The organism is Marinifilum sp. (genome assembly GCF_965230805.1).
Classification (GTDB): domain Bacteria; phylum Bacteroidota; class Bacteroidia; order Bacteroidales; family Marinifilaceae; genus Marinifilum.
Window position 1 is genome coordinate 3,739,618 of sequence record NZ_OZ246019.1, and the last position, 26,046, is coordinate 3,765,663.

15 protein-coding genes and 2 pseudogenes are annotated in these 26,046 nt (G+C 36.8%); all 17 read left to right on the forward strand.

Annotation, left to right across the window (positions count from 1 at the left end; genetic code table 11):
* Positions 1-21 precede the first annotated feature (21 nt).
* The 17 genes and pseudogenes from ACO05S_RS14730 (at position 22) to ACO05S_RS14810 (ending at position 26,040) form a co-directional block, all read left to right on the forward strand.
* Entirely contained in the window at positions 22-1,623 is a 1,602-nt protein-coding gene (locus ACO05S_RS14730) for a CTP synthase (RefSeq protein ID WP_421918770.1), read from the forward strand.
* 214 nt (positions 1,624-1,837) lie between these two features.
* Complete coding sequence (yidC, locus tag ACO05S_RS14735) at positions 1,838-3,688, forward strand: membrane protein insertase YidC (RefSeq protein ID WP_421918771.1); 1,851 nt, start codon at positions 1,838-1,840, stop codon at positions 3,686-3,688.
* Between the two features lie 512 nt (positions 3,689-4,200).
* Positions 4,201-4,716 (forward strand): RNA polymerase sigma-70 factor, encoded by a 516-nt coding sequence (locus ACO05S_RS14740; protein WP_421918772.1) that lies wholly within the window; start codon positions 4,201-4,203, stop codon positions 4,714-4,716.
* A gap of 89 nt (positions 4,717-4,805) precedes the next feature.
* Positions 4,806-5,780, forward strand: a complete 975-nt coding sequence (locus ACO05S_RS14745) for a FecR family protein (RefSeq protein ID WP_421918773.1) — start codon at positions 4,806-4,808, stop codon at positions 5,778-5,780.
* Between the two features lie 144 nt (positions 5,781-5,924).
* A complete protein-coding gene (locus ACO05S_RS14750) occupies positions 5,925-9,278 on the forward strand; it encodes a SusC/RagA family TonB-linked outer membrane protein (RefSeq protein WP_421918774.1) in 3,354 nt (1,117 codons plus the stop codon).
* 19 nt (positions 9,279-9,297) lie between these two features.
* Positions 9,298-10,872, forward strand: a complete 1,575-nt coding sequence (locus tag ACO05S_RS14755; RefSeq protein ID WP_421918775.1) for a RagB/SusD family nutrient uptake outer membrane protein — start codon at positions 9,298-9,300, stop codon at positions 10,870-10,872.
* Between the two features lie 7 nt (positions 10,873-10,879).
* Positions 10,880-11,947 (forward strand): glycoside hydrolase family 18, encoded by a 1,068-nt coding sequence (locus ACO05S_RS14760; protein WP_421918776.1) that lies wholly within the window; start codon positions 10,880-10,882, stop codon positions 11,945-11,947.
* Positions 11,948-11,950: 3 nt separating this feature from the next.
* Positions 11,951-13,099, forward strand: coding sequence for a DUF1735 and LamG domain-containing protein (locus ACO05S_RS14765; protein WP_421918777.1), 1,149 nt, complete (start codon positions 11,951-11,953; stop codon positions 13,097-13,099).
* Between the two features lie 24 nt (positions 13,100-13,123).
* Positions 13,124-14,521: a BT_3987 domain-containing protein gene (locus tag ACO05S_RS14770; protein ID WP_421918778.1), complete on the forward strand. Its 1,398-nt coding sequence runs from the start codon at positions 13,124-13,126 to the stop codon at positions 14,519-14,521.
* A gap of 90 nt (positions 14,522-14,611) precedes the next feature.
* The gene (locus ACO05S_RS14775) at positions 14,612-15,568 is read left to right on the forward strand and encodes a hypothetical protein (RefSeq protein WP_421918779.1); all 957 of its coding nucleotides are present in this window, start codon (positions 14,612-14,614) and stop codon (positions 15,566-15,568) included.
* A gap of 1,565 nt (positions 15,569-17,133) precedes the next feature.
* A pseudogene (locus ACO05S_RS14780) lies at positions 17,134-18,357 on the forward strand (malic enzyme-like NAD(P)-binding protein); the annotation flags it as partial.
* 72 nt (positions 18,358-18,429) lie between these two features.
* Positions 18,430-19,392: pseudogene (locus ACO05S_RS14785) on the forward strand (phosphate acyltransferase); the annotation flags it as partial.
* 771 nt (positions 19,393-20,163) lie between these two features.
* Positions 20,164-20,688 carry a UpxY family transcription antiterminator gene (locus ACO05S_RS14790; RefSeq protein WP_421918780.1) on the forward strand — a complete coding sequence of 175 codons (525 nt, stop codon included), beginning with the start codon at positions 20,164-20,166 and terminating at the stop codon, positions 20,686-20,688.
* Between the two features lie 35 nt (positions 20,689-20,723).
* Complete coding sequence (gene wecC / locus ACO05S_RS14795; protein ID WP_421918781.1) at positions 20,724-22,010, forward strand: UDP-N-acetyl-D-mannosamine dehydrogenase; 1,287 nt, start codon at positions 20,724-20,726, stop codon at positions 22,008-22,010.
* Positions 22,011-22,042: 32 nt separating this feature from the next.
* A complete protein-coding gene (gene wecB, locus ACO05S_RS14800) occupies positions 22,043-23,257 on the forward strand; it encodes a non-hydrolyzing UDP-N-acetylglucosamine 2-epimerase (RefSeq protein WP_421918782.1) in 1,215 nt (404 codons plus the stop codon).
* Positions 23,258-23,269: 12 nt separating this feature from the next.
* Positions 23,270-24,724, forward strand: coding sequence for an MOP flippase family protein (locus tag ACO05S_RS14805; protein WP_421918783.1), 1,455 nt, complete (start codon positions 23,270-23,272; stop codon positions 24,722-24,724).
* A 110-nt stretch (positions 24,725-24,834) separates the two neighbouring features.
* Positions 24,835-26,040, forward strand: a complete 1,206-nt coding sequence (locus tag ACO05S_RS14810; RefSeq protein ID WP_421918784.1) for an ATP-grasp domain-containing protein — start codon at positions 24,835-24,837, stop codon at positions 26,038-26,040.
* The last annotated feature ends 6 nt before the right edge of the window (positions 26,041-26,046 follow it).

Below are 26,046 nucleotides of genomic sequence, written 5' to 3' on the forward strand. Positions count from 1 at the left end.
TCAACTAAAAAAGTTTATACAGTGTCAACAACCAAATACATCTTCGTTACAGGTGGGGTAACCTCATCATTGGGAAAGGGAATTATAGCATCTTCGCTGGCTAAATTATTACAAGCCAGAGGGTATTCTGTAACCAACCAAAAGTTAGATCCATATTTGAATGTAGATCCTGGAACATTAAATCCGTATGAGCACGGAGAATGTTTTGTTACAGATGATGGTGCTGAAACAGATCTGGATTTGGGACACTACGAACGTTTTACAAACGCTCCAACTTCTCAGGCAAATAATGTTACCACAGGTAGAATTTATCGTAATGTTATCAACAAAGAAAGAAAAGGTGATTTCTTGGGAAAAACGGTTCAGATTATTCCTCATATTACTGATGAAATTAAAAGAAACATCAAAATGCTTGGAACAAAGCAAAAGTTTGATGTTGTAATTACAGAAATTGGTGGTACTGTTGGTGATATTGAATCATTGCCTTATATCGAGGCTGTTCGTCAGCTAAAATGGGAATTGGGACACGATGCTCTTGTAATTCACTTGACTTTGGTACCATATCTTGCAGCTTCGGGCGAGTTGAAAACTAAACCAACTCAGCATTCAGTAAAATCATTGTTGGAAACGGGAGTTCAGCCAGAAGTATTGGTGTTGAGAACTGAACATGAATTAACAGCAGATGTTCGTAGAAAAGTGGCATTGTTCTGTAATGTTGAACCAAAAGCAGTGGTGCAATCTATTGATGTATCTACAATTTATGAGGTTCCTTTAAAAATGCGTGAAGAAAAGCTTGATCAAACGGTTTGTGAAAAGCTTGGACTTGACTTGAAGAACGAACCTAAATTAAAGGAGTGGACAAAATTCCTTACTCGTCTTCAGAATCCTAAATCGGAAGTAAAAATTGGTTTGGTAGGAAAGTATGTGGAGCTGCATGATGCGTATAAATCAATTGCAGAATCTTTTATTCATGCGGGTTCGGTTAACGAATGTAAGGTGATAATTGAGTGGATTCATTCTGAAAAGTTGAATGACGCAAATTATCAGGAAGTATTAAAAGGTCTGAAAGGTATTTTGGTTGCACCAGGATTTGGTCACCGCGGATTGGAAGGAAAAATTTTAGCTGTAAAATATGCGCGCGAAAACAATATCCCATTTCTTGGTATTTGTTTAGGTATGCAGGTTGCGGTAATCGAGTTTGCACGTAACGTACTAAAACTTGAAGGTGCAGATTCTTTGGAAATGAATCCAAAAACTCCACATCCGGTTATCAACTTGATGGAAGAGCAGAAAAATGTTACCGAAAAAGGTGGCACCATGCGTTTGGGAGCTTACGATTGTATCTTAAAAGAAGAATCGAAAGCATTTGCAGCATACAAGCAGAAAGAGATTTCGGAACGTCACCGCCATCGTTACGAGTTTAACAACGAGTATTTAGAGCAATTCGAAGCTGCTGGGATGAAACCTGTAGGTATGAATCCTGATACCGGATTGGTGGAAGCAGTTGAGTTGCAAGCTCACAAGTGGTTTGTAGGGGTACAGTTTCATCCGGAATACAAAAGTACAGTAATCAGGCCTCAGCCATTGTTTGTGGAGTTTGTAAAGGTTGCCATGGAAAAATAAAAATGGCATGTATTAAATATTGGCTGTTGGAAGAAGATAATTGCCAGATGTCATTTCATCAGAAAATAGTTAATGGTCATTTGTCAATGGGAACATTAAAAACAGTTTGTTTATTACATATACCTAAAAGATATTTATAATTGAAATAGAAAATTGGTTACTTCCTTACTAATGACTAGTTACGAGTGACTAATGCACGATCAAGAAAAGAAATATGGATAGAAATTCGATTTTGGGCTTGGTGCTCATCGGTGCGATTTTGATCGGGTATACATACCTGACAAAACCATCGGATGAGGAGATCAAAGCCATGAAGACCAGAGATTCGATTGCTCGGGTTGAAAGATTGCATAATGAGCAACTTGAAACAGAAAGAGTTGAGGCTTTAAAAAAAGAGTACGCAGAAAAGAAGCAAGATACTGTAGCACTTCAAAATGAATATGGTGCATTTGCAGGGGCTGTTCAGCAAAAAGATGAGATCATTACCCTTGAAAATAAATTGGTGAAAATAAGCATCAATACTTTAGGGGGTAAGATTGCCAATGTTGAGTTGAAGGATTACAAAACTCACGATGCTGAGAAATTGATGCTTTGGGGTGATAAAAACTCAAAGTTCGGATTGACTTTCTATGCCAGGAACAAAGCATTGAATACACAGGATTTGTATTTTACTCCTGTTAACTCGGTTAAAACCGTTGATGCGTCAACGGCTCAGCAGATAGTTAGCATGCGTTTGCAAGCTGGCGAAGGAAAATACATCGAGTACAAATATTCATTACAGCCAGATTCTTACATGCTTGCATTTGATATCAATGTTGTAGGAATGCAGGATGTAATTTCTTTGAATCAAAGAGATTTAACTTTCAATTGGGCTGCCGATATTCCTAGCCAGGAAAAAGGGCACAAGTTCGAGAATCAGTATACCAATATCTTTTATAAATTTTTTGAGGACGATGTAGAAAGCATGTCTGCATCAGGTGAGGATGAAGAAAGTTTGTCAACAAAAGTAAAATGGATTGGCTTTAAGCAACAATTCTTTTCATCTGTGCTGATTGCCGAGGAATCTTTTAAAGGAATAGAGTTGAAGTCGGTTAATATGGATGAGCAATCGCCAATTTTGAAGAATTTCTCTGCTTCTATTTCATTGCCTTATCAGGGTTCTCAATTAGAGAATTACCCAATGAGTTTCTATTTCGGTCCTAACAAATACAAAACTCTGAGAGAGTATGGTAAGGATATGGAATTGCATTCTTTGGTGAATTTGGGATGGAAAATGTTTGCTTGGGTAAACAAATGGTTGGTAATTCCTGTTTTCAATTTCTTGGAAAATCACATTGCAAACTATGGTATCATTATCCTGATTTTAACAATTATCATCAAGTTGATTTTAGCACCATTAACTTACAAGTCGTATATGTCGACTGCTAAGATGAAGGTGTTGAAACCACAGATCGACGAAATTAACGAAAGAATACCCAAGGATAAAGCAATGGAGCGCCAGCAAGCAACTATGGCATTGTATAAAAAAGCAGGAGTAAACCCAATGGGTGGATGTTTACCTATGTTGGTGCAGTTCCCAATACTAATTGCATTGTTCCGATTCTTTCCCGCGTCAATTGAACTACGCCAGAAGAGCTTCTTATGGGCCGACGACCTGTCATCATATGATTCTATTATTGATTTACCATTTAGTATCCCATTTTATGGAGATCACATCAGTTTATTTTGTTTGTTGATGGCAATTACCAACTTGGTATACACTCGTATGAACAGCCAAATGCAATCGTCGCAGCAAATGCCTGGTATGCAAACCATGATGTACTTAATGCCAGTAATGTTCCTATTCTGGTTCAATAGTTATGCATCAGGTCTTTCGTACTACTATTTTATTGCTACATTATTTACCGTAGCTCAAACATGGGCAATTCGCAAGTATATGGTTGACGAAGACAAAGTATTGGCAACAATCGAAGCCAACAAGAAAAAGCCAGTTAAAAAATCGAAATTCCAACAGCGTTTGGAAGAAGCTGCAAAGCAAAGAGGTTACAAACCTCCTAAGAAATAAGATCGATAGATGCGATATATAGGCCCCACATTTTTTTTGTGGGGCTTTTTTTGTGAAGATTGATAGCTTTTCTAAAATAATTATATACGCTCGAATTCATATAACATCTCTTTTTTTAAACAAAAATAAGTTATCAACTGGCTTTGTTGGTACTTGCCTATTTGTATTCAATACTAGCATAAGCTATTTTAAAACTTCTATCGATAAATTCGATGCCAATACGATCAACAAAGAGATTCAAAGATTTTGTTTTAATCTTAATTGTTGAGTAGTACATCATAATATAATAAGATATGCCCTACACGAAAATCGATAGTAAGATGCCTAAGTGCTTTGTAATGGCCTGTAAAACAGACGTTGCTAGATATGGATTCTCATTGTTTTTTGAATCTAAATAAGTGAGATCATGGTAGTTTAAAGTCAATTTTTATATATGTTTGTCCTATTCATTAACTATATGCATGTCTAAATCACCTGAATATCTACTTATCAAGGGTCTTAAGGAGGGAAAAATGGCTTTCTATCAAAGACTTTATGATATGAAATACTCTACATTTCATGCATTTGTGCGTGGTTTGATTAAAGATGAATGTGTTGCAGAAGATATTGTGCAGAACATCTTTATGAAAGTATGGATTAACAGGGAGAAACTGGACTGTAACCAATCCATTCACAATTATTTGTATGTTTTGGCAAGAAATGAAATCAGGGATTACTTTAGAAGAAAAGTAAATTCATTACACGTCGAAATAAAAGAAAATACCAAGCTTTTCTACGAGGATTTTGAAGGAGTAATGGATGCCAATATGATGAGAGAAAAAATTGACATTCTTATTGCCAACTTGCCCGAACAACGCAGAAAAGTGTATGTAATGAGCAGAGAAGATAAATTATCTAACAAAGAAATTGCAGAAAAACTTGATCTCTCAGTTCGAACGGTTGAGCGCCATATCTACTTGGTATTAAAGGAAGTGAAGAAGGTTCTTCCAGCTTTCGTATTCTTTATTTATTCCACTTTTTTAAAATAATTGAAAAAAAGTCATTTTTTCATTGCGTAGTCAAAGCTAGTCATGCGTTCTTTTAATACAGTCCATTAAAATGGGATATTAAAAACAGTATGGATAAAAAGACGATTAGAAATTACTATTACAATTTGTGCTCAGAGAATGAGGTGTACGAAGTAGAAAGGTGGTTGTCAACCATTAAGCACAACAGTGAAGACGATGAGCTTTTAAGAAGTTTTTTGAGCGAATTGCAAATAGATAAGGATATTTCTCTTAATAAAGCTGCCTTTGATAAGTTTGAATCTACAATAAGTGACAAAAGGGACAAGAGCTTTATTCATAGAATTGGTAAAATCTACCGATACGCAGCTGCAGTTTTAATCATACCTTTGTTGCTTGCGGCAGTTTACTTGTATGTTGACAACAAGAATCCGAAAGAGTGGGTAGAAGAGTATGTGCCCTACGGCAAAAGTAAAATGGTACAATTGCCAGATGAGTCTAAAATCTGGTTAAATGCCGGAACGAAATTAATTTATCCTAAAAAATTCAACAATTCCCTCAGACAGGTATATGTAGCAGGTGAAGCCTATGCTGAAATTGAAAAAGACAAAAGCAGACCTTTCATCATGTCAGCAGGAGAAGTTTCGATAGAGGTACTAGGTACAAAGTTCAATGTAAAATCATACAGCGAGGATGATAACATTGCCGTTTCTCTTATAGAGGGATCTATTAGGATGAGCACGAATCATAAGAACGAAATAAACACAAGACTTCTAAAACCTGGTGAGATTGTTAAGTTTAACAAATTGAGCGGAGAAATCGTTAAGAGTGAATTTATGATCGCTAGCCGAACCCAATGGTACAATGGTAAAGGATTTTATTTTATTGACGAGTCTCTTCAAGAAATATCAAGCTCATTAGAGCGATATTTTGATGTTAGAATTATTATTGAAAATGAGTCTTTAAAATCAGAAAGATTCTATTCCATATTTATAAATAATGAAAGTATTGATGACATTTTATCGGCATTAAACGCAAGTGGTAAAATGAAAATAAGAAAAACCCCGGGAATAATTTATATAAACTAACAACTAGAATAACCTAAATAATGAAGCCTATGATAATATCCTAAACAGAAAGCAACAAAATAAGACAGAGAATCTTGCCCATTCCCTGCCTTAGTAATCAGTTAAATTTTATGAAAATTATTAAACTAATAACACTACAAGTATATGAATTTAAAAACAATGTTCCTCAATTTGACTCGTTCAAAGTTGAAGAAAGTTATTATTGTACTTATTATTTCTTTTTTTGGAGGACTTGCACCCATATTTTCTCAGTCAATTTCTGTAAAGTTTAAAGACATTACAATTAAAGAAGCTGTTGAAATTTTAAGAACAAAACACAACTATTCGTTCTCAATGAATATAAGTGATATCGATATGAATAAACGAATCACTTATAAAGCAAATAAGGTTGAACTAACCGAGGTTCTAAATACGATATTTAAGGATCAGGGTATTAAATGTTCAATAAATGGAAATATTATAACGGTTAGAAAAGACGACGCACAGGAACAACCCAAAGGCAAAAAGGTGAGCATAAAAGGTAGGGTGTTTGACGAAAAAGGGGATCCGTTGGTTGGTGCAACTTTAGTAATAAAAGGAACAACAAATGGTACCATAGCCGATTTTGATGGTAATTTTTCTCTTGAAGCAAATACTTCAGCAATCCTACTTGTTACAACCATTGGATATACCGATCAGGAATTTGTTATTAATGATCAAACCGAATTTAATATTACAATGACTCCATCTGTTGTTGGATTAGATGAAGTTGTAATAACTGCTTTAGGGATTAAGCGTTCTAAAAAGGCACTAAGCTACAATGTTCAAGAAGTTTCGAGTGAAGATTTTATTAAGAACAAAGATGCCAACATTATTAACTCACTTTCAGGAAAAGTTGCTGGTTTAAATATTAACTCTAGTTCATCAGGTGTTGGAGGAGCCAGTAAAGTAATTATGCGTGGTACGAAATCGATTGAACAGTCGAGTAATGCATTATACGTTATTGATGGAGTACCAATGTTTAATTTTGGTGGCAGTGGCGACATTGAATTTGGATCCAGAGGAACAACAGAGTCAATCGCAGATCTTAATCCTGAAGATATTGAGAACATTTCTGTTTTAACCGGAGCAGCCGCTGCTGCATTATATGGTAGTAATGCAGCCAATGGCGCAATCGTTATAACTACTAAAAAAGGTAAGGCAGGATCAACATCCTTAACTATTACAAGCACAACCGAGTTTATGAGAACATTCATTACTCCGGAGTTTCAGAATAGATATGGTACTGGAGATTTAAGTTCGGAAGTGAAGGTTGCTGACAGAAGTTGGGGTGAAAGACTTAATTATGCCAATTATATGGGATATTCTCCAAAAGATGACTTCTTCCAAACAGCAATGGTGGCTACAGAATCTATTTCATTTTCTACAGGAAACGAGAACAATCAGACTTATATTTCGAGTAGTTATATCGATTCTAAAGGAGTTATTCCAAATAACGAATACGATCGAATGAACTTTACATTTAGAAATACAACGAGTTTCCTTGATCAAAAAATGAAGTTGGATATTGGTGCAAGCTATATAAAACAGAGCGATCGCAATATGCTTAATCAAGGGATTTATGGCAACCCATTGGTTACTGCTTATTTGTTTCCAAGAGGAGATGACTGGAATGATGTAAAAATGTACGAGCGTTACAATTCTTCTCGTAAGATATCTACGCAGTATTGGCCACAGGGCATAGATGAGTTTGTGGGGCAAAATCCGTATTGGATTGCACATCGTAACATAAGAGAAAACGAAAAGGATCGTTACATGATGAACGTAGGCTTGAGTTACGATATCTTGCCATGGTTAAATATTTCGGGACGAGCCAGAATTGACAATTCGGTAAACGACTATGAAGAAAAATTCTATGCAACTTCCAATACTACAATTACCGAAGGATCAACAAATGGTCTTTATGGCATTAGCAGAACAAAAAATAAGCAAACTTATGCAGATGTTCTTGTTAATATTAACAAGACGTTTAGTGACGACTTCAATTTGCAAGCGAATGTAGGTACTTCAATTTCAGACTTACAAGAAGATGTATTTCTAAATCGAGGACCAATTAGAGTGGATGGTATTCCGAATGTGTTTAATGTATTTCAGTTAGACAATGAAAATGTGACTCGCGCACAATCGGGATGGCGTGAGCAGACTCAATCCGTTTTTGGAAGTGCCGAAATAGGATTTAAGAATGCTTATTATTTAACCTTAACAGGAAGGAACGATTGGCCTTCTCAGTTGGCTGGCCCACATTCTAATAAAAAATCTTTCTTCTATCCATCGGTTGGTACATCCTTCGTTTTATCTCAAATATTCGAACTGCCTAAACAAATTCAGTATGCGAAGTTAAGAGCATCATATGCATCGGTAGGTTTGCCTTTTAAAAGGAATATTGCTAATCCTACGTATGTATGGGATAATTCGATCCAACAGTCACAATCATTAACTCATTATCCATTGTTTAATCTTAAGCCTGAAAAAACAAGATCATATGAGTTTGGTTTGACTACAAAATTGTTAGGACATATCGATTTAGACCTTAGTTATTATAAAACGGAAACCTTTAATCAAACGTTTGATCCCAAGATTTCTGTGTCTTCTGGATTTACAACATTATATGTTCAAACAGGTAATGTAAAAAATACGGGTTTCGAATTAAGCCTTGGGTATAGCAATAAATGGGGAGATTTTTCATGGAATACCAGTTATACTTTAGGATCTAATGAGAATGAAATATTAGAATTGGTAGATAACTATACGCATCCCGAAACTGGCGATAAGATTAGCAAAGATCGATTGGATATTCAAGGTTTGTCAAGTGCCCGATTTATCCTTAAAAAAGGTGGATCTCTTGGCGATTTGTATTCTATAGCTGATTTAAAGCGCGATAGTAATGGGGATATTCTGGTAGATGCAGATGGAAAAGTAAGTGCCGTTTACAATGTGGATGATATCAAGTTAGGTTCTGTATTTCCGAAAGCCAATATGGCTTGGAGAAATAGTTTTAGCTACAAGAACTTTAACTTCGGGTTTATGCTTTCAGCCCGATTAGGAGGTATTGTTTATTCGTCTACTCAAGCTACTCTCGATTATTATGGAGTATCTGAAGATTCAGCTGTAGCTCGCGATAGGGGAGGCGTAAGCGTAAATGGAACCGATATTGTTGGCGCACAGAATTGGTATACTGTGATTGGTGCACGATCCGGTATTCCTCAGTTCTACACCTATAGTGCAACAAATGTTCGCTTACAGGAGGCTAACATTGGTTATACAATACCAAGGGAAAAGCTAGGAAATATTGCAGATGTCTCCTTATCACTAATTGGGCGAAATTTGTTTATGATCTACAGTAAAGCTCCTTTCGACCCCGAGGCTGTAGCTACTACCGGCAATTATTATCAAGGTGTCGATAATTTCATGATGCCAAGTCAAAGTAGTGTAGGGTTCAACGTAAGAGTTAATTTCTAACAATCTAATTTTAATTACAATGAATAAATCAAATATTATATTGTTATTGTTTGCCCTCGTTTTAGGAGTTGTTTCATGCACTTCTAAATTTGAGGACTATAATACAGATCCTTATGATGTAACCAGTGAACAGTTGCAGTACGATGCATACAGTTTAAGATCTGCATTGGTGGCTATGCAAGGATATGTGATTCCGGTTGATGTTAATCTATGTCAGTTTACCGATTGTTTATTAGGGGGATCTTTTGGTGGTTACCTGTCAGATTCAAACTCAGGATTTGTTGGCAAAAATTATGCTACTTATAATCCCGAAGAACACTGGATTCAGGCACCTTTTAATGATATTATCCCTAGAATATATATCAATCAGGCGCAGATAAGATATGTTACCAACGACCCTGTTCCATTGGCTGTGGCCGATATTGTTAAAGTGGCATCTATTCATAGAATCACTGATATTTATGGCCACATTCCATATTCAAAAATTGGAGAGGATGGTAAACTTGAAGCAGAATATGATTTGCAAAAAGACGTTTACGCTAAGATGTTTGAAGAGTTGGACGGTGCCATTGCTGCACTCACTGCTTTACAAACATCCGATTTCAATCCCTTAGCTGATAGGGTTTATAATGGAAAAGTGTTAAGCTGGATTCATTTTGCAAACTCATTAAAGTTACGATTGGCAATGAGAATTGTTTATGCTGATAAAGCTTTGGCAAAACAAAAAGCCGAAGAGGCAGTTAACCATGAGATTGGAACCATTGTTGATAATGGTGATAACGCTTATTATCGTGTAAACAAGTCGCCATTTCAAGTGGTGATGTATGAGTACAACGGTGGAGATTCCCGGGTGTCAGCCGATATTACTGCTTACATGAATGGCTATAACGATCCACGTCGTGATAAATACTTTACAATGAGTACTTTTGAAGAGACTGACCGTCCGGAATTTCCGAATGGATATTACGGATTAAGAAACGGAATACAAATAGCCTCATCTGCAATTGCTCATAAGTACAGCAACATGATAATCGATGAAGCCGATCCACGTTTACTTTGGATGAACGCCGCAGAATCAGCCTTCTTAAAGGCCGAAGGAGCCTTAAGGGGATGGAACATGGGTGGAACAGCTCAAGACTTTTACGAGGAAGGAATCCGCTTATCTTTCGACCAATGGGGAGCAAAAGGCGCAAATACATATACCAATGATACCGAAAGTATTCCTGAGGCCTATAAAGATCCGTTGGGAGAAAACAATAGTTCCGAAACTCCATCTTTAATTACAATTAAATGGGATGAAGCCGTTGGTTTTGAAGCAAATCTTGAGCGTATTATTACACAAAAGTGGATTGCAAACTTTCCGCTGGGACACGAAGCATGGGCCGAATTTCGCCGAACAGGCTATCCTAATTTAATGGCAGTACCTCACAATTTAAGTAATGGTATTGTTGATGATGAAATGATGGCACGCAGACTTCCTTATCCTTTAAGAGAATACAAAGAAAATAGTGATAACCTTCAGAATGCAGTAGATGCGCTTGGTGGTCCTGATAATATGGCTACAAGAGTTTGGTGGGATTCAAAAGAAAAATAGAACTAGCATGAGAAAGACATATATAAACAAAATTGCTTTATGCCTTATTAGTGTTATTACACTTTGCTTGGGCGCATGTAGCGATTGGACAGAAATAGAATCTGTTGATATTAATCAGCCAAGCATTTCAGAAACTAATCCTGCTTTGTACGAAGAGTATCTTCAAAACTTGCGAGATTACAAGAGTTCTGTTCACAAATGCTTGATTGTAGAATTCGATAACAGTGAAAAACAACCATTTAGTAGGTCGCAGCATATTAATGTTGTGCCCGACAGTGTAGACTATATCTCATTAAAGTATCCTGCAAACCTAAGTGAATGGGAATTAAACGAAATCGACAGCTGTCGTATGAATAAGGGTACAAAATTTTTATTTACCATCAGGTTTGATGCCATAAAGCTACAGTACGAGCAGAAAGTGATTGAACGCGAAGCAATAGTTGACGCACTGGAAGAGGGCGAAGAAGAACCAATGGAGCTTCCAAGTTTCTTTAGCTATATGGTTGACTCATTAAACACAACCATAGGTCTGGTGAACGAATATGAGTACGATGGGATTTGTTTTGGCTACAAAGGAAAAAGCATCCGTCATATGACAGAAAAAGAGCTTGTTGAGTACTCCGGCTATCACAATGCATTTATCGGAATACTTAAAGATTGGAAATCGAGGAATACCGGTAAAGAATTGTTGTTTGAAGGAAAACCGCAGAATTTGCTCGATAAAACATTCCTTGAGGATTGTAAACACATCATTATTCCATGCAACACAGTGGGTAATGCATCAAAAATAGATTACAATTTGTTTTTAGCAAATGTGGATGGTGTTCCAAACAATCGCTTTGTGGTTTCGGTTGAAACCACATCATTGGATGAAACTGATATTAAAACCGGTTATTGGGCCGATGGATCGATTGCGATTAACGGAGCAGCTCAATGGGTAGCTTCTGAACACCAAGGATTCCAATCAAGTGGTTTATCAATCCTAAATGTTGCAAACGATTATTTTAGCGAAGAGCGCTTATACAATCATACAAGAAGTGCAATAAATATTATGAACCCATCTTTAAAAAACTAATCGATGATGAAACACTATATATTATATTCTTTTCTGTTTTTAATGATTCTTTTTTGCGGATGTGAAAAAGATGATGATTCCTTTGATAATAAGGTATACCTTAATGCTGCTTCAAAAGTAGATGAGATTCTCTTAAAAGGTGGTGTTGAGGAATCTGTAATGAAAATTAGCGCGGCAATCGCAAAGCCCGAAATGCAGAATATTACGGTTACCTATAAGGCCGATCCTTCATTGGTTTATCAATACAATCAGGCCTACTACGACAAGGCCATTAAGTTGCCTTCGGCCAATTATAGTCTGGAAGAAACGCAAGTTGAAATTGCACTTGGTAATGTAAAATCAAAGGATACCGAAATTAAATTTATTAACCTGAGTGCCTTAGACCGCGATTTGGTTTATGTGCTGCCGGTAAGCATTTCCGATGCCAACATTCCTATATTAGAAAGTGCTCGTACACTATATTTTGTAATAAAAGGAGCAGCACTTATTAATGTGGTGGGTGATATTGAAGAAAACTACCTCGAAGTAAATTGGGTAAACCCGGATGTATGCAATAACCTGTCTCAACTAACCATGGAAGCATTAATTAGAGCCCGCGATTACGATCGACTAATTAGTACGGTTATGGGTATCGAAGGAAGATTCTTAATTAGAATTGGAGATGCAGGATTTCCTTCCAATCAGATTCAAATAGCCACCAATAGAGGGAATTTCCCTAATGCAGATTCGAACAAAGGTTTGCCAACAAACGAATGGGTGCACATTGCATTAACCTACGATTCGGCTGACGGAAGCATGATTGTTTATGTGAACGGTGTAAAGCAATCCGAAGGTGTGAAAGATGTGGGACTTGTTAATTTAGGAATAGGTGGTTCCAACGGATTTTTAATAGGAAAATCTTATGCCAATGATCGCTTTTTAGCTGGAGAAATTGCCGAATGTAGAATCTGGAATGTGGTAAGAACAGGCGAAGAGATTGCAAACAATCCATATTTCGTAGCTCCCGATTCCGAAGGCTTGGTAGCTTATTGGAAGTTTAATGAAGGTTCTGGTGATGTTGTTGAAGATCAAACAGGCAATGGTAATTTTGCCAAGGCGGTTAAACCAATCATTTGGAATCCGGTAACATTGCCAGCTCCTGCTGATAAATAAATCAATCATTAAAAATTGAATATTATGCAATACAATATATCATTCAAATCAAAAATTACCAGCCTTCTTGCAACTTGTATGTTGCTATTTGCGGGCTGCGACGAAAATATAGATGTCATATCAGTGGACGAAGGTGCTTATGAAACAAATAGTAATTCGCTGGCTTATGTGGTTAATGATGCAGGTAAGTTGTCCTCTTCGTTATTCGAATTTAGAAACGAAGGAATGGCTTCATTGTACCTGTCCTTAACAAAAACAGCAGAATCTCAGGTTTCAGGATCCTTTAAGTACAATTCGGCCGTATTAGATGCCTATAATAACGATAATGGCACCAATTACGAGGCTTTTCCTCAGGAACTGGCCGAGATAATGGGTAATATCGAAATAGCTAAAGGTGCAGTTAAGTCTGATCAGGTAATGGTTAAGCTTACTACTCATGCCGATTTAGATCCTGATAAAACCTATGTGCTGCCAGTTTCGGCAGAAATAGCATCAGGAAGTATAAGCCTATCCGAATCTGCATCCGATTATCTTCTTTTTGTTAAAGATCTTACCAAAATTTCAAGTACCGATAAGGCAAGCGGGATAAAGATAATAAGCTGTATGGAGGTAAATGATACCAACCCGCTTAATAACTTGTGTTTTACTCTTAAAGACAGTGGAAAACCATTTGTAGATATGGTTATTCTATTCTCGGCAAACATTAATTACAATGCCGAAACAGGTCGTGTTTATGTGTATAACAATGACAATGTACAGCATTTGTTAGATAACAAAGAAAAGTACATTAAACCATTACAAGATCGCGGAATGAAAGTAATCCTGGGAATTTTGGGTAATCACGATCGCTCGGGTATTGCTAACCTTGCCGATGAAACAGCTCGCGATTTTGCACAAGAGTTAAAAGCAGTTTGCGATGCATACCATCTTGACGGTGTTTTCTTTGATGATGAATACTCTAATTATCAATATCCTGCTCCAGCAGGTTTTGTATATCCATCAACCCAAGCTGCATCAAGGTTATGCTACGAAACGAAAAAAGCAATGCCCGATCGTTTGGTTTGTGCTTACGTATATGGCAGAACAAGGTCTCTACCCGATGTAGAGGGTCAAACTTCAGGTACCTTTGTTGATTATGGTATAGCTGATTACCTTCAAGGTTCTGACCTGGGCAACAACTATCCGGGTATGCCAAGATCTAATATGGCAATCTATTCGCAAGAATTTGCCAGAGGGTACTTTGCATCAGAAGCAAGACTTGATTATTTGCGCAGCAATGGTTACGGTTCGAATATGATTTTTGCAATGGATCCAAATCGCTCAAATTTCTACAGACAAAAGAGTGCAATGGAGCTTATGGCTACCAAGTTATTCGATGATGAGTTGGTTTATAATGAACAACCTTATCCGAAAGATTGGTAGAAGAATATCTTATTAAGAATAGTCAATTCCGAAACAGGAATTCATGTTAAATAGGATTCTTGTTTCGCTTAATAATTAAACTTTTGAATCATGAAAAACGAGATATATAAAATACTGCTGATGTTTATTGCATGTACATTTGTATTGGCTTCATGCAGCGATGATGATGACGTGGAATTACTTCAGGAAGAGGAAATGCCAAAAATTGAACTGGAGCAAGAATCGATCGAAATTGAGGTGGGTACCACATCAAGCGTGAGTATAAAAGATGGAGCCGGTGAATACTCAGCATTTTCGGCAAACCCCGATATAGCTACCGTTACATTAGAGAATAACGAGATTAAAATTAATACTCATTCTCTTGGGCAAACATCAATAATCATATCGGACAATAACAGTCAGTATAACGAAGTAAGTGTAACAAGTTTTTACAGCCAGATTTTACTGGAAGAAGAGGACATTACTATTAAAAAGCGCCTTGGGCATACGGGTGTGGGACGAATACGCATAGCGCAAGGAAACGAAGGCTACCAAGTAAGTTCCGAAAGCGAAAATATATCAGTATCTATAGATAATGATGTAATTGTAATTACAGCATTTGCCGAGGGCGAAGCAATTATAAAACTAACCGATTCTTACGGATTGGAATTGTCTTTCACAGTTACGATATCGGATACAACAATTCCTTATAATCAGGAGCAGTTGGATGAGATAATGGCTAACGATCAGAATCGTTATTATTATAACGAAACGAGCATAGGCAGAACTTATTACACACAGCATAATTCTTTCGAAGATGGAGTAAATTTAATTGGACAGGATTACCGTGGGTATCGTTATTATTTCTTGGTTTATTTCCCTGGCGATAAGTCTGTGGGCAAGAAAGAGGGAACTACTATAAATGCTAAAATTTTTAGACCGCGTGTAATATTCAACGAAGAAGTAGAGTTTGAAATCATTAAAAACGACGGTACAAAAATTTGGGCCATTTATTCTTTCGTTATGAATAACAAGTTAGTTTATGGTCATTTCTGTCAATTGATATAAACCAGCATTACATTTTGATTTTTTACATGAGTTGCCTCGACAAGTGGGAGTGGGTTCTTCGAAATCTTGGCAGCTCTGGTTTCCTCTTTGTGTGCTGTTCTTTATAAACATTTTTTGGTGTAAATATAAATAATACAATGAACTTGATATGCAACTGTTTAATGGAATATATCTCTCTTTTTAGCGAGATCTCGATCGTTTTCGGGAAAGAATAGCCGAGGACATGTAAATAACTTCATAGATGTTAAAGCAGCACTAAGATGATTCAATCAACTTTTTGCTGCTTTTTATGTTTTAACTTTACTCACCTTAAAGTAAATACCAATTGTTGTTTTAAGTGTCTGGTTTACTGTGTCCCGGACAGCATGTAAGCCGTCAAGGACACAAGGTGCTTGCTCAAGGATAGAAAAGATAGTCAATGCCGTTTGGTATGGACCACTTTCCTAGATTTTCTTTTGATCGGATTTACCGATAAATCTGCTTCCCAAATTTTCTTTTGATTGGATTTACCGATAAATCTGCTTCCCAGATTTTTTTTTGATCGGATTTACCGATAAATCTGTTTCCCAAAATTTTTTTTGATCGGATTTACCGATAAATCTGCTCCCCAGATTTTCTTTTGATCGGATTTACCGATAAATCTGCTTCCCAGATTTTTTTTTGATCGGATTTACCGATAAATCTGCTTCCCAGATTTTTTTTTGATCGGATTTACCGATAAATCTGCTTCCCAGATTTTCTTTTGATCGGATTTACCGATAAATCTGCTTCCCAAATTTTCTTTTGATCGGATTTAATGATAAATCTGCTTCCCAAAATTTTTTTTGATCGGATTTATATCAAAACAATTGTAAACCTATTCCTGAAAATATCAAATTGATAAATAACGTGAGTTCGACGTAAAATTCGTTCACAGTTTGATCTGATTTTGAGTAGAAATTTTCTCAAATTTTCGAAGGAATAACGGGATATTTCAAGAAGATTTGAGGAAATTTATGCCTAAAGGAGGCAAACACATAATGGAAAGTTCTCTTTACGACATCTTCACATTAAAAATTCCTCAAAATAGCCCGCTATTCTTTCCAAATTTTTAATGCAAATCTATCCCAAATATAACTTTCTGTGGATAGAATTTTACGTCGAACTCACGTTATTTACTAATGTAAGCTTCAGTTTTGTTGTGCTAATCAAATATACCTATGAAACCAAATTGTCCGTACAATCCTTATTTCCATCTTGCTATTCCAATCCGCAAAAGCACAATAATGCTGCCTTAAATTTTTTGAAGCAAAGCATGCTGCAAAACATTTCTTTCCCTCTTTCCATTCAATAATTATTGTCGGAATTTTAATAGAGTAAAACTCCCTTGGTAAGGAACAGTGAAGTTGAGAAGTTTTATATCATGCTCCACATAGTTTCTACTATTAGTTCCCTTAAGGTGCCCACCACCAAAAAAATCAAAAAAATAACAAACTGCAATTGATCTACGGCCATTTATCGGTGAACAAGTGAGCATTTGTCAATGACCACTTAGTATGATCAGTTGATCTTAATTAGTAAATATTATGGCAAAATTTACCAAAGAGGATGCATTAAATTACCATGAAGGCAAACGTCCCGGGAAAATCGAGGTTGTTCCAATTAAACCACATTCTACACAATTGGATTTATCGCTGGCTTACTCGCCGGGAGTGGCCGAACCTTGTCTGCAAATAAAGGCAAATCCTAAAAATGTTTACAAGTATACGGCCAAAGGAAACTTGGTGGCTGTAATATCGAACGGTACAGCTGTTTTAGGTTTGGGCGATATTGGTCCCGAAGCTGGTAAACCGGTTATGGAAGGGAAGGGCTTGCTGTTTAAAATTTTTGCCGATATCGATGTGTTCGATATAGAAGTAGACAGCAAGAATGTAGACGAGTTTGTTAAAATTGTTAAGGGGATTGCACCAAGCTTTGGGGGCATTAACCTGGAAGACATTAAAGCGCCCGAATGTTTTGCCATTGAGGACAGGTTAAAAAAGGAGTTGGATATTCCGATTATGCACGATGATCAGCACGGAACGGCTATTATATCGGCTGCAGGCTTAATTAACGCCCTTGAACTACAGAATAAAAAATTAAGCGATATAAAAATTGTGGTGAATGGAGCAGGAGCTTCGGCGGTAGCTTGCACACGATTATACATTGCCTTGGGGGTGAAAAAAAAGAACATCATCATGCTCGATAGCAAAGGCGTAATTCATAAATCGCGCACCGATTTAAGCGATATCAAAAAGGAATTTGCTACTTCCAATAGTGCAAAAACCCTAAAAGATGCCATGAATGGAGCGGATATGTTTTTGGGTTTATCGGTGGCCAATGTGTTAACGCCAAGCATGATACTTAGTATGGCCGATAGGCCAATCGTGTTTGCTTTGGCCAATCCCAACCCCGAAATTACTTACGATTTGGCAATGAAAACGCGTAATGATTTGGTGATGGCAACCGGTCGATCCGATCATCCAAACCAGGTAAACAATGTATTGGGATTTCCATTTATTTTTCGGGGAGCATTGGATGTAAAAGCAAGAGGAATTAACGAGGAAATGAAAATAGCCGCTGTAAAAGCTTTGGCAGAATTGGCAAAAGAAGATGTTCCTGATATGGTAAACACAGCATATCAGGAAATGAATTTGACCTTTGGCAAGGATTATATCATTCCAAAACCTCTCGATCCGCGCTTGTTAACCGTTGTTGCTCCGGCTGTAGCAAAGGCTGCAATTGATTCAGGAATTGCACAGGCTCCAATTCACGATTGGGAAGGCTATAAAACACAACTGGAGAAGAGGTTGGGAAGAGACAATAAATTGTTGCGTGCTTTAACCGATAAAGCCAAAGGCAATCCTAAAAAAGTAGTATTTGCCGAAGGAGCCAATTTTAAAGTGTTAAAAGCTGCTCAAACAGTTATGAACGAAGGGATTGCCATTCCTATACTTTTAGGTAATCCCGAATACATCCACAAAGTGATAAAAAAGAATGATTTGGATTTGGATGATGTGACGATCATTAATTGGAAAAGTGCTGAGGAGAGAACCAGAAGAGAGGAGTATGCTAAAATATTGTTCGGCAAGCGAAATCGAAAAGGACTTACCTTGCGTGAGGCTATTGATAAAATGACCAATCGAAATTATTTTGGAGCCATGATGGTTGAAACAGGAGAGGCTGATGCTTTTATTAGTGGATCAACTTCGAAATATGCCGATACCATACGCCCTGCCATTCAAACAGTAGGAATTAAACCGGATATCAATCATATAGCAGGTATGTATTTATTAATGACCGAGCATGGACCAATTTTCTTTTCGGATACTACGGTAAATCCTCGTCCCGACGCTCTAACCTTGGTTGATACATGTTTGCTTACAGCCGAAGCCGTTCGTAAGTTTAATATCGAACCTGTAATTGCCATGGTATCCTATTCTAATTTTGGATCAATAAGAGCCGGAAGCCCTGTACGTGTTCAGCAGGCGGTAGAAAAACTGCATCGCGAGCATCCTGATTTAATTGTTGATGGCGATATTCAAATGAATTTTGCGCTGAATCCGGAATTAAGAACCAAAATGTTCCCATTCTCGAAATTGGGGAGTCGAAAAGTAAATACAATTATATTTCCAAACCTTAGTAGTGGTAATATTGCTTATAAAATGATGCAGGAAATTGGAGGAGCAGAGGCCATTGGTCCAATTTTGATTGGTATGAACAAGTCCATTCATATCGTGCCTTTGGAAAGCTCGGTTCGTGAGATTGTTAATATGGTTACCATAGCGGTGGTTGATGCGCAATAAAGTGTATGAATGATATGGATTTTAAGGGGATCTGTAAAAAGTAATTTCTTTGCATTCAACAGGAATTTGTTTGATAACCAATACCTATGGGAGCATAAGTTTTTGGGCGGGTTAAGCATATTAGCAATTGAGTGTTTGAACGGCTTACTTTTTAAATATGCTTTTTTCATTTAAAACGAGCCAATTAATCGTAGAATTACTTAACGGATAATAAATGTAAGTGATTGGTAAGTAGGGTTGTGTGCTGTATTTTTTTGGTGTTAAGTTTAAGAAAATATAACCAAGAGCCAACAGTTTAATTATTCTTATCTATTGATAATCAGGTAAAAGAGTGAGTTAGTCAGGAAAGATGGTGCTCTTGCCAAAATAGCCTGGATTTAATTTAGCTAATGTGTTCGCAAATTTGTTCATATCAGAAAATCTAACGAAATTTTCATTGTCGTTTGAAAGTACACCCAGTTTAAAGAGTGACTTTTAATCGGCATACATAAAGATAATGCCCAACTTTATGTAAGCATAATTGCTACCCATACATTTTAATAAACACCCTGAAAAAGATTCGTCTTTTTCAAAATTATTAATTGAAAAAAATCGGCAGACTAGTTTTCTGTAACCGAGGAAGCGAAGCTGTGCCGTGACAGTACATAAAAAATCAGAGCGCTATACGCCTTTAATAAAATGATCCGGGGCTTCAACCACCCTTCAATCAAGATTGTTTTTTGTTGGCGGACCTTTATTTATTCACGTATAAACCTTATAACTCAACCAACCATGCAAATCTTAAAAAGGCCATATTTTTGGCATGCGATCTATACCAAATCGCGTACGGAAAAAAGGCTGTACAATGAGTTGCGCTCAAGAAACATTGAGTGCTACCTTCCTTTAAGAAAAGAGCTTCGCCAGTGGAGCGATCGAACAAAGTGGGTCGAAGAACCACTTATTCGTTCTTATTTGTTTGTAAAAGTCAGCGAAAGGGAGTATTACGACGTAATCAATTCTGGTTATGCCGTTGGGTATGTAACTTTTGGTGGCAAAGCTGTGCCTATACCTGAAGAGCAAATTAAAGCCCTTCGAGTTTTTCTTGACGATGAAAACCGTAAGGTAGATTTAAGTCATGATAATTTGATAAAGGGAGAATTGGTTCAGGTAATGGGTGGTCCTTTAGAAGGAATTAAAGGCGAATTCATTCAAATAAAAGGAAAGGATCGTATTGTAATTAGATTCGATTCTTTGGGAACTTGTGTTTATACCGATATTTCGTTAGAAAAGATTAAACAAGTTCAACACCTTACTTGATACTATTTACAGTATCACAAAATCAGAAAAATTTTATGAATAAGTTCGAAGTAGTTACCACAATTGGATTGGGGTATATCGGACTTCCTACGGCCTCACTTATAGCCAGAAGTGGGATTCGTGTGCAGGGAGTAGATGTAAATCCAAAGGTAGTAGAAGCCGTTAATTTGGGTGAAATTATCATCGTTGAACCCGAATTGGATGATTTAGTTCATCAAGTTGTAGAGGATAATTTGTTATCAGCTCATTTGGAAGTTCAGGAAGCAGATGTGTTTACCATTGCTGTTCCAACACCATTCAAAGGAAATCACGAACCCGATATTTCTTACGTGTTGAACGCAACAAACGCAGCTATTCCATTGCTTAAAGAAGGAGATTTGTTCATTATTGAATCAACCTCACCTGTTGGGACAACCGAAAAAGTGCGTGATTTGATCTATTCCAAACGTCCTGAATTGGAAAACAAATTGTTTATAGCCTATTGTCCTGAAAGAGTGCTTCCCGGAAATATTATATACGAATTGGAGCACAACGATCGGGTAATAGGAGGAATTGATGAGGAATCAACCGAGATGGCATGTAAGTTTTTTAGATGCTTTGTTAGGGGTGAGCTTCATAAAACCAATTCCAGAACCGCAGAAATGTGCAAATTGGTAGAGAATTCATCGCGCGATGTTCAAATTGCTTTCGCTAACGAGTTATCTATTATTTGCGAAAAAGCGAATATCAATGTTTGGGAACTGATTGAACTCGCAAACAAGCATCCAAGAGTAAATATCTTAACTCCTGGTTGTGGAGTGGGTGGACACTGTATTGCAGTCGATCCTTATTTTATTGTTTCGGAGTATCCATTAGAGAGCCAGATTATAGGTAAAGCTCGTGAGATTAACAACTATAAAGCATTTTGGTGTGTTGAGAAAATTAAAAATGCTCAACTTCAATTTCAGATCGAGAGAGGTTATGCTCCAAAAATTGCAATCATGGGACTGGCATTTAAGCCCAATATTGATGATTTAAGAGAGTCTCCTGCCATGTATATTGCTAGTAAAGTTGCTCAAAGCAAGAAGGAAGATTTTTTATTTGTTGAGCCTAATATCGATGAGCACGACGACTTTAAGATTAGCGATTTTCAGCTTGCTTTTGATATGGCCGATTTGATTGTATATCTGGTTGCTCATAACGAGTTTAAAACCCTTACTTATTCCGACGAAAAGGTGATTCTTGATTTCTGTGGAGTTACAAATCGCCAAAAAAGAATTGATAATCGGATTTCTGTTGAAGTTCTGAAAGCAAAACAGGACAAAAAGAATGGCTTGCAATAACATTAGGTTTTCACATTTTTAATTCAAAAGTTATGAGTAATAATAAATATAGAGTATTATTGGTTTTTGGCACTCGCCCCGAGGCTATCAAAATGGCTCCTTTGGTAAAGGAATTTCAAAAATATCCTGAACAATTTGAAACCATAGTTTGTGTTACCGGTCAACATCGCGAAATGTTAGATCAGGTATTGAACTTGTTTGAAATTGTACCTGAATATGATCTGCAAATCATGAAATCAGGTCAGGATTTATACGACGTTACCAGTCGTGTTCTTATTGGTATGCGTGATGTTTTAAAAGTTTCAAATCCTGATTTGGTTTTGGTTCATGGTGATACCACTACATCATCAACAACAGCATTGGCGGCATATTATCAGCAAATACCCATTGGGCATATCGAGGCAGGTTTACGAACAAATAATTTGTATTCGCCGTGGCCCGAAGAGGCCAACCGACAAATAACCGGACGATTGGCACAATGGCATTTTGCACCTACTATAATGGCACAAAAAAACCTGATGGATGAAGGCATTTCTAAAAATAGAATTGTGGTTACCGGTAATACTGTTATTGATGCATTACAGCTAACCTTAACAAAAATTCATCGCTCTTCAAAGGTGGTAATGAATATTGTAAACGTGCTACAATCCAAAGGAATACCAACAAGTTTGGTAGCCGAATGGGTGTATCGAACAAGAAAGATGGTTCTGATTACAGGACATCGAAGAGAAAATTTTGGTAAGGGATTTTTAAATATTTGTGAGTCCGTAAAGTTCTTGGCTGAGAAATATCCACATGTCGATTTTGTTTATCCTGTTCATTTAAATCCAAATGTTCAAAAGCCGGTTTACGATATTCTGGGAAAAAACTCTGAATCAGGCAGAAATAAAAATATTTTCCTGATTGACCCAATTGATTATTTACCATTTGTTTACTTAATGGATTTGTCTTACCTGATTCTTACCGATTCGGGAGGAATTCAGGAAGAGGCTCCTTTCCTTGGCAAGCCGGTACTTGTAATGAGAGATACTACCGAGAGGCCTGAGGCACTAACAGCGGGAACGGTGAAACTGGTGGGCACCGATTCGCAAAGAATCATTGAATCGGTTGACTTGCTATTTCAGGAAGAAGCCAGTTACAGAAAAATGGCACAAGCCATTAATCCATACGGAGATGGTAAAGCCTGCATTCGAATTGTTCAGGAACTAAAAAAAGCATCTTCCATTCGCGAAAGAATTGTTGCCTAAGTTATACAACTTATGTCCGAATTAAAAAGTCAAACTATAAAAGGGGTTTTCTGGAGTTTTGTAGAAAAATTTGGGAGTCAGCTTATTCTTTTGATTTCTCAAATTTTTCTGGCTCGCTTGCTCGAACCCCGTGATTTTGGTTTGCTAGGAATGCTGGCCATATTTATTGCAGTATCTCAGATATTTATTGATAGTGGTTTTGACAATGCACTCATTCAAAAACAAGATGCGAATCAAACTGATTTTTCAACGGTTTTCTTTTTAAATATTAGTTTGGGTGTCGTATTTTACCTGATACTTTTTTTTGCAGCACCTTTAATTGCTGATTTTTTTAGAACTCCGGAATTAGTGGATCTAACTCGTGTTGTTTGCTCTATTTTAGCGATAAATTCTTTTGGCTTGATTCAGTTCGTAAAATTTAAAATTGATATGAACTTTAAAGCCATTGCGCAAGTAGTTGTTACAGCAAACATTCTGTCAGCGATTTTAGGCGTAGTGTTGGCATTATTAAATTTTGGAGTTTGGGCATTGGCAGCACAGGTAATGGGAATTTATGTGTTCCGAACCATATTGTTTTGGCTAAAAAGCTCATGGCGTCCAAGTTTTATTTTTTCAATAAAATCATTTAAAAGTTTATTCAATTTTGGATCTAAATTATTGCTGTCGGGCTTAATCAGTCAAATATTCGAAAACATGTACCTATTGGTAATTGGTAGGATGTATTCGGCTACAGCATTGGGATTCTACGATCAGGCCAAAAAATTTCAACAAGTACCGGTTACAACCTTGGCACAGGTAGTAGGGAATGTAACCTACCCGGCATTTTCTAAAATTCAGGACGATAATGAAAAGTTGCGATTGGGGTTCAGAAAGCTGATCAAACTGCTGGTCTTTATCAACTTTCCGTTGATGGTTGGTTTGGCAGTAATTGCAGAACCATTGTTCCTGATTGTTTTGGGTGAAAAATGGATGCAATCAGTTCCCTACTTTCAATTGCTATGTATTGCAGGAATGATATACACCGTGCATTCGTCCAATACGAATATTCTGAAAGTGAAAGGTAGGTCGGATCTGTTTTTATATTTGGAAATTGTTAAAAAAATATTTGTTGTACTGGCTATTATCATTGGATTGCAATGGGGAATAATTGGCCTGGTGGTTGGGCAAATTGTAACATCATTCATTAGTTTTTTTATAAATGCATTTTACACAGGGAAGTTAATTTCCTACTCCACAATCAATCAGTTAAAGGATATAAGTCAAACATTTTTGATCACACTTGTTACGGCTGCAGTTATGAGTATTGGTTGGCTAATACAAAACCATATGCTGTCCTTCTTATTTCAGATCGTATCAGGTATCGGAACATACCTGCTATTGGCTTATGCTACAAAACAAGAAGCAGTTAGCGATGGGCTTTTAATACTTAAAGAACTTATACCCTTAAGAAAGTGGAAAAAAGTATAATATTTAGGAACTCGGTCTCAATTACCGACACCAATTGAGTCTATTCCTTGCTAAAGCAAATGTTTTGGATTGGGAATAAAGCTGTTATGAGCGTAAGGGATTATTGAATTATGCAAGATAAAAAAAAGAAAATACTAATTCTTGGAGGAACATCTTTTCAAGTTCCATGTATTAAATATGCAAAGGCAATGAATTACCATGTTGTTACTTGCGATGATTCGCCCATTAATCCCGGTCATGAATATTCTGATGATTTTTACAAGGTAAATATCACCGATTTAAAAGCAATGTTGAAATTGGCAAGAAAGCTTGAAATTGATGGAGTTTTGGCATATGCATCCAATCTGGCAGCCCCAACTGCTGCTTTTATAGCCGAAAAAATGGGCTTACCAGGAAACCCTTACCAATCGGTAAAAACATTATCGGAAAAAGATTTGTACCGACGCTTTTTGCGAATACAAGCTTTCAATACTCCGCGCTACGGAGCCTATTCGAGTCTTAAAGATTATGCCAACTCAAGTGAGGAGTTTCAGTATCCTGTTCTGATTAAGCCTGTAGATTCATGCGGTAGCAAAGGAATTAGCGCTGTTAATGATTTTTGGGAAATGGATCAGGCAATTACCTATGCCATGAAGTTTTCACACTGCAAAAGGTTTATAGTTGAGGAGTTTATCGAAAAAAAATATCCGCAGTTAGATGGAGATATCTTTGTGTATGATGGTAAAATCATCGCCTATTATTTGGGTGATCAGGGCAACGATTTGGAAGTAAATTCATTTGTTCCCTCAAGTATCAATTATCCATCTTTACTGTCTGCCGACATTCATGAAAGAATCCAATCGGAATTGCAAAGAGCAATCGACCTGTTAAAAATAAAGTTTGGAGGTCTTAATATTGAGGTGATTGTTGATAAGCATGATGATGTTTACCTGATTGAAATGGCAGCTCGAAATGGTATCAATTGCATTCCTGATATCATTAAAAGTGCCAGTAATGTGGACATGATTAAAATGAGTGTAGATGCTTGCATGGGTATTGAACCCCAAATTGAAAACCACAAGAATATCAATCACTTCTATACCAGTTATGTGATACATTCTAATCAGGATGGAATATTTAAATCGCTTAAGGTACACGAAAGCATTTTCGATTATATACTTGAAATTCGACTTATGGTTGAAAAAGGAGGAAACATTTACAGATTTAACGGATCAAATTGTACTGTAGGAATAGGATTGTTGGAGTTTCCAAATATAGAGGTGCGAGATAAAATGATGGATAAAATTGAAGAATTAATAGCTGTTGAGCTTGAATAATTAAAA